The sequence below is a fragment of the Steroidobacter sp. genome (assembly GCF_016790065.1).
In the GTDB taxonomy this organism is placed as follows: Bacteria; Pseudomonadota; Gammaproteobacteria; order Steroidobacterales; family Steroidobacteraceae; genus Steroidobacter.
Genome location: NZ_JAEUPY010000931.1, coordinates 1 through 6,361, shown reverse-complemented (window position 1 = coordinate 6,361; position 6,361 = coordinate 1). Strand labels below are relative to the sequence as shown.

The 6,361-nt window shown below is 62.5% G+C and carries 4 protein-coding genes; 1 reads left to right on the top strand and 3 read right to left on the bottom strand.

Annotated features, from left to right (window positions below; translation table 11 throughout):
- Positions 1-144: 144 nt before the first annotated feature.
- From JNL55_RS36965 to JNL55_RS36955, 3 genes are all read right to left on the bottom strand, one after another.
- A complete protein-coding gene (locus JNL55_RS36965; RefSeq protein WP_293867048.1) occupies positions 145-1,263 on the bottom strand; it encodes a glycoside hydrolase family 172 protein in 1,119 nt (372 codons plus the stop codon).
- On the bottom strand, positions 1,260-2,594 hold the full coding sequence (locus JNL55_RS36960; RefSeq protein WP_293867045.1) for a serine hydrolase domain-containing protein: 1,335 nt from the start codon (positions 2,592-2,594) through the stop codon (positions 1,260-1,262). The genes JNL55_RS36965 and JNL55_RS36960 overlap by 4 nt, the downstream gene beginning before the upstream one ends.
- A 68-nt stretch (positions 2,595-2,662) precedes the next feature.
- Positions 2,663-4,879 carry a TonB-dependent receptor gene (locus JNL55_RS36955; protein WP_293867042.1) on the bottom strand — a complete coding sequence of 739 codons (2,217 nt, stop codon included), beginning with the start codon at positions 4,877-4,879 and terminating at the stop codon, positions 2,663-2,665.
- Positions 4,880-5,355: 476 nt separating this feature from the next.
- Between JNL55_RS36955 and JNL55_RS36950 the strand changes: the two genes are divergently transcribed.
- Positions 5,356-6,361: pectin acetylesterase-family hydrolase (locus tag JNL55_RS36950; RefSeq protein WP_293867039.1), on the top strand; the 1,006-nt coding region annotated here is incomplete at its 3' end.

Here is a 6,361-nt window from a genome sequence, read left to right as displayed (position 1 = left end):
CCGCCCGCCACGGACTGAATGCCCAAGCACGCCAGCACCAGCCACCAACCATAGAAGACGCGCGAGAACGACCGCCCGAGCGCAGCGGTTTCGAGTGCTCTCACGCGCGCCTGTCTCCGGAAGGACCACCGGCTCTACGCTGGATCACAACGTATCCTGAGTAGTGAACTCCGACTGCAGAGGCAAGCCGCGCAGGTGCTTCTCTAGTTCGAGATCCGCGAGACGAACGGCCATGTCGGGATACGGCGGCAATGGCTCGGAGGGTGCCGACTCATACCAGAACGTGCAGCACGACCAATCGTCCTGCCGCTCGCGCAGGCAATCCAGATAGCCCTCGAACGAGCGAGGCGCGGTCTGCGGCGTGATCACCACTCCGATCTGCTGAATGACCACACGGATCGACTCGTGCCAATAGATGGGGTCCATCATGTGCCAGCGATACATCGAGACCGGCCCCGCCATGTTGGCCTCGGGGCTCTTACTCACCAGACTCGCGCCATGGTAGGGATAGGGCGTGCGCTGCACGCACCAGCCCAGCCCGACGTAATCTTCCGCGCCGGTCCCTACAATGGTCGGCAGCTTCACATCGCCATCGAGATAGAACTTGGCTTCTCCTTCTCCCCACCACGATGGCTCATGCGGACGCACACCGATCACGGCACCGAGGAACCGCCCCTTGCCGCGTCGGGTGGGCAACAACTCGAAATCGCGCCCCAGCGTGGTCGGATTCTCGCGACGGAACAGTGCGTGCAGCCGACCGACGTCCGGCTTCAGCGAATCGCCGAGCGTGTAGTCGATCTGGTAGAAGAACAGCGCCGGGATTTCCAACTCATTGGTAATGGAAATGCGCGCATGCCTGTGGAAAGGCATGGGCAGCCAGATGTTGAAGGCACCCTTTTCGCCGACGGAATGAATCGCCGAAGCGTAGGCAGTGGACTGGCCGTGCGCAAACCCGAAGAAATCGCCGAGCGGCGCCTCGATGCTGGGATGAGTCTGCCCTTCCCAGTAAGCGCGCACCGTCAAACCTCGCAAGACATCGGCGACGTTATAAGTCGCTACCCAGATGTGCCGGATGACACCGGGCCCCGCGATGTCGGCGATGTCGACCGTGGCTCCCGGGGGGATCATCCGCGCCGGCGAACCTTTGCGCCCCGCTCCGAGCGGGCTGCTCGCGCTGCCGCCTTGACCCGGCGCACCGGTGGGATTCTCAAACGTGATCGACCGGCTGGTCACACCCGACGGCACTTCGAACAATTCACTCACATCGGCTCCTCGTGGGACGAGTTGCATGCCTCCACGCCCAGCGGCGGCGGCGCAACGATCGACTGATAGACCAGCGCTCTGAAGCGGCTCTGCAAAGTAGTATCGAGCGGCGGTCGCAGCTGTGTCAGCACCATGCTGATGAGCTGCTCCTTCGGATCGACCCAGAACGCGGTGAAGTAAGCACCCGCAAACCCGTAAGAACCGAGCGAGCCGTAGGTGGCCGCGGCACCCTGATCGAACATCACCGCCACGCCGAGGCCAAAACCCAGACCGGGGCGATGCGCCGGCTGATCGGCGAACAATGAGCCGATGTGATTGACGGTCATCAGCTCCACGGTGCGTGGTCCCAGCACCCGCACGCCATCGAGCTGTCCTTCGTTCAACAGCATCTGCAGAAACCGTCCATAGTCTCGGGCCGTGGTTACGATGCCGCCGCCCCCGGACTGAGTGACTCGCGGCCCCTCGACAAAGTGCCCCTGAGAATCGAGACCGTCCGGCCCGTTCGCACGACGCAAGCCTGCAGGTTCCGCGGCATACACCGCGGCCAGACGATGCGCCTGATCCGGCGGCACGAAGAAGTGAGTGTCATGCATCTGCAGCGGATCGAACAACCGCGAGCGCAGGAACCGCTCCAAGCTCAGGCCGGAGACTTTCTCCACGACCACGCCCAGAATGTCGGTGCTGTGCCCATAGACGAAGCGCTCTCCCGGCTGCGCATCCAACGGCAGCGCCGCCATCCGCTCGACCAGAGCCGCCATGGGCTCGTTTCGATCGGCATAGTACCCGCCCTGGATGCCTGCCTGCTTCCAGTAGGAAGCACTGACGCCCGTGCCATACGACACGCCGGAAGTATGCGTCAGCAAATCGCGAATGGTGATGGCACGCTTTGCAGGCACCAGACGCGCCGGTCGATCGCCGTCCGCCGCGATCGCAACCTGCGATTTGCCGAACGCCGGCAGGTAGCGCGACAACGGATCCTCCAATGCGATTCGGCCCTCCTCCACCAGCATCATCACCGCCACGCTGGTCATCAGCTTGGTTTGCGAAGCGATGCGGAACAGAGTGTCCGTGGCCATCGCACGGCCAGCTTCGATATCGGACATGCCGAAGCCCTGCAGATTGACGATGCGCCCCGCCCTGGCGACGTAAGTCACGATACCCGCCGCTTTGCCGTCATCGACATATTGCTTCATGGCTGACTGCAGCCGCTGCAGCCGAGCGCTGGACATGCCGACCGACTCAGGCTCGGCAACACAGGACGATCCTGCGGCCAGCGCCGAAGACCACACCGCGATCGACAGAATCACCAGCAACGAGCGCACTTTGAACACGTTAGCTCCTCATGCGCACGAGCCTCGGCGCAGCGCCGAGGCTCGTGCATGACCGACCAGCCGTCTCATCAGAACGTCAGATCGAGCTTCAACATCACCTGGCGCGGCTGATTCAAGGAGATGACATCGGTCACGGTGCCCAACGTAAATCCGAACAGCGCCACGTTCTCGTCGGTGAGGTTCTTGCCCAACAGACTCAGCCGCGGCTGCATGGCCATCGCCCGGCTCTGCAGGCTCAGCGCCGCATCCAGCGTACCGTAGCCCCGCAGCGGCACCGAATTGATCAGGTTGTTGGTCGAGTCGTCGCGGTACGAGTAGGTCATCGAGCCATCGAAGTCGAGCGTCCCGAGCGAGCGCTGATGCCGCACTTGAGCCGCGCCGGTCCATTGCGGAGATTGCGGCAGCCGGGTGCCGGCGGCGATGGGACCGAATTCCCCGGACTGGAAGAACACGGCCGTTTCAGCGTTCTGGTAGCTGGCATTGAGCAGCACCGACCATTGCTCGGTCAACACGGCGTTCAAGGCCATCTCCACGCCCTTGACCTCCGCAGCACCGACGTTGTCGGTGTAGGCGTAGATGCTGGCACGCTGCAGGATCTGCAGGTTCTTCCAGTCGATATAGAACGCCGTCACATCGGCGGTGAGACGGCGATTCAGCCAGGTGGTGCGCAGGCCCAGCTCATAGTTGTCGATCTCATCCGAGCCGAACGTGAACGGCACCGGGATCGCCGGCTCCAGCGAGAAGCCGTTGATGCCGCCGAAGCGGAACCCTTGCGCGTAGCTGGCGATGAGCGTGGCGTTGTCGTTGGCGAACCAACGCACGGCCGCCTTCGGATTGAAGCCGGTCTCCTCGAGCGTCACGAAAGAACCGTAGTTCGGGATGAACTGCACGCCCGCGGGCAGACCGCCCGGATTCAGCGAAGAATAATTGAAGTCGCGGTAGTTGCCGCCGCGGGTCGACTGATCGAAGTAGCGGCCGCCGAGGTTGAGCTCGAAACGACTGCCGAGCTGACGCGTGAGGTCGAAGTAAAGCGCCTGCTCCTTGGCCTCCACCGTGGCGCCGCCGCCCTGCCGGGTGCGATGCGTGGGAAACGTCAGATTCAGAACCACCGGCCGGGTCTGCGCGGACTTCATATAGAACGCGCCAGCGGTGTATTGCCATCCGCCGAACAGCCCTGAGCCCGGGCTAGGTGCATTGGAAACGATGCGCAGTTCGACGGTGTCCTGGTCGGTGGCTTCCAGGAAGGTCTGCCCGACCGTGATTCCCGTGCCCACCAGTCCGAGGAACTGAGTGACGTCGTTCAATTGATCGCGATCCTTCTTCAAACGGTTGCCTTCCAGCACCGTCGTGACCGGCCCGCTGTCCCAGCTGATCTGCGCGCCGTACAGCTCGACATCGGAATACTCGTGATCATCCAGCAGCCTGCGGGTGCGCACTCGTACCGGCTCGGTGCCATCCACGTAATTGAACGCGCCCAGGTTGCCTTTGTACCTGAGGTACTGGCCCTGCACCGTGAGGTCCTCGGTCACCTTCCAAGCGGCCATCAGCCTGCCCTGCTCCGCCGTGAAATCGTTGATGTCCTTCTCGCCGCTGATGGCGTCATCGATGTATCCGGCGAACTCACGGCGCGAGCCGGCGAAGCGCAGGGCAAAGCTGTCGCTCAACGGTGCATTGAGCATCAGGGCGTACTCGGTACTCATGTCGTCGCTCGACGCGGTCCAGCCGGTACCGGCTGCGATCGCGCCATGGAAGCGATCGAAGTCAGGGCTGTTGGGCTCGTACCGTACGGCACCCGCCAGCGCCGAACCGCCGAACAATGTTCCCTGCGGCCCTTTGAGAATTTCGACGCTGCGCATGTCGAAGGTATCGAAGTCTGGTTCCACGCCCATGATGGAGGGATTGGTCAACGGAACGTTGCCGTAGAAGCGGCCCACGGTACGTGGCCCCACGCCGCGCGAATCATTCGTGATACCGCGCATGATCACTGAGGTGCTGGAGGGAGAGAACCCGGACTCGAAGGTGACGCCCGGAGACAACTTCAGCACGTCCTCGACAGTGCTGTAACCGAGCGCTGCCAGACGATCCCCGGTGAACGCATCGATGCTGGTGGGAATCTCGCGCACGGATTCCGCACGCTTTCTCGCTGTCACCACGACTTCCTCCACGCCTATCGAAGACACGCCGGCGGATTGCTCGCCTTGCTGTGCCATGGCAGCAGGGATGCCCAAGGAAAGTGGCAGTAGCGCCGCCAGGAAGCGGCGCCGCTCGGTACGTTTGCGAATCATTCTATCCCCCGAATTTAGGCCCACGGCGATCACTCGACGAGCGGTGGGGCGTCAGCGCATCGGCTACGCCCCACCGCCGTATAAATAAAAATTGTATTTATTGGTGAAAATATAATCATCGACCGGTGACTGGTCAAGTGCCGGACTTCGAGTGCGACCTGCCTTCGGTTTATCGCAGCGATCGGCACTTGGCAGCCGGTGCACTTTTCGTGTATTCATTAATAAATTCTCTTTCCATATATAAACCGTCGAGACGAGCGTATCGATCGGGTACCGAGGGGGCATTCGAGGGCACATCCGCAGCCGTTCGGTAAGGGGGAGGCCGAAGGGCGGCGCCGTGAGGCGCGCATGCGAATCTCCCTCGCACTGGAGAGGAAACAACCATGAAAGCAAGATGCAGAAGTTGGACGTTGCGAGCCTGGTCAGGGCTGATCGCACTGGGGGTACTGGCTCCGTTGGCGCACTCCGCCACGGTGTTGAGCGACACCACCGTCAGCCTGAGCAATCACGCGGGCGCCGTTTGCAACAACGGCCAGCCCGCCACGATGCAGGTCACATTAGTCGCCGATGGAGCCGGCGTGTCCAACAAGTGGTTCATTCACCTCTCCGGCGGCGGCAGCTGCAGAGACGACACGAGCTGCCAGGCGCGCTGGCAGGGCGAGCCCCACAACATGCGCCCGCTGGCCAATTTTCCGGCGAACGGCATGCTTAATCTCACCCGCCCCGCCGATGCGCCGTTCGACGGCTACAACACTGTGCAACTACACTACTGCTCGTCCGACGGTTGGACCGGAGCGAAGGAAGGCTCTGTCGACGGCAACGGCGACCCGGTGGTCTACAACGGCACCGATACGATCGTGGTCGACACTGCCGGCACCGGCGAGTATTCAGTCCACTTCCGCGGCAAGCGCATCCTGCAAGCGTCGCTCGACGAACTTGAAAACCGCTATGGTCTGACCGCGACGGCGACCGACGTGGTGCTGGGAGGAAAGTCGGCCGGGTCCGTGGGCGTCCAGACGCACATCGATAAAGTCGATGCGTTCTTCGGCTCCAGCACCCGGGTCCGCGGGCTCATGCTGGATACCTGGATCCCCTTCCTGCCGCTGGCCGGCAGCGAAACCACGGTCCGCAACTATCTAGCCAACCAGGGCATCAGCGCACCGACCATCAACAGCCTGCTCAGGTTCGCCAACTTCGACACCAATGCCAACCTGGCAGCCGGCTATGACACCGCCAGCAACGTGTGGGGCGCATTCAACAACGTGTCGACCGAAGGCTGGCCGGGACCCGCGGCTTGTTTCGAGGAGCTATCGCCGCGCCCGGAGGTCATCTCCAATCCCAGCATGCTCCTGCTGTGCACGCTGCACGACTACGTGCTGAACAAGGCGTTCAACGATGGCGTGAAGCCGTTCATTTCCACCGAGATGCTGCTGCTCCGGTACATGTACGACTTCGCCGTGTCGCTGGTGGCGTTCGGCCTGT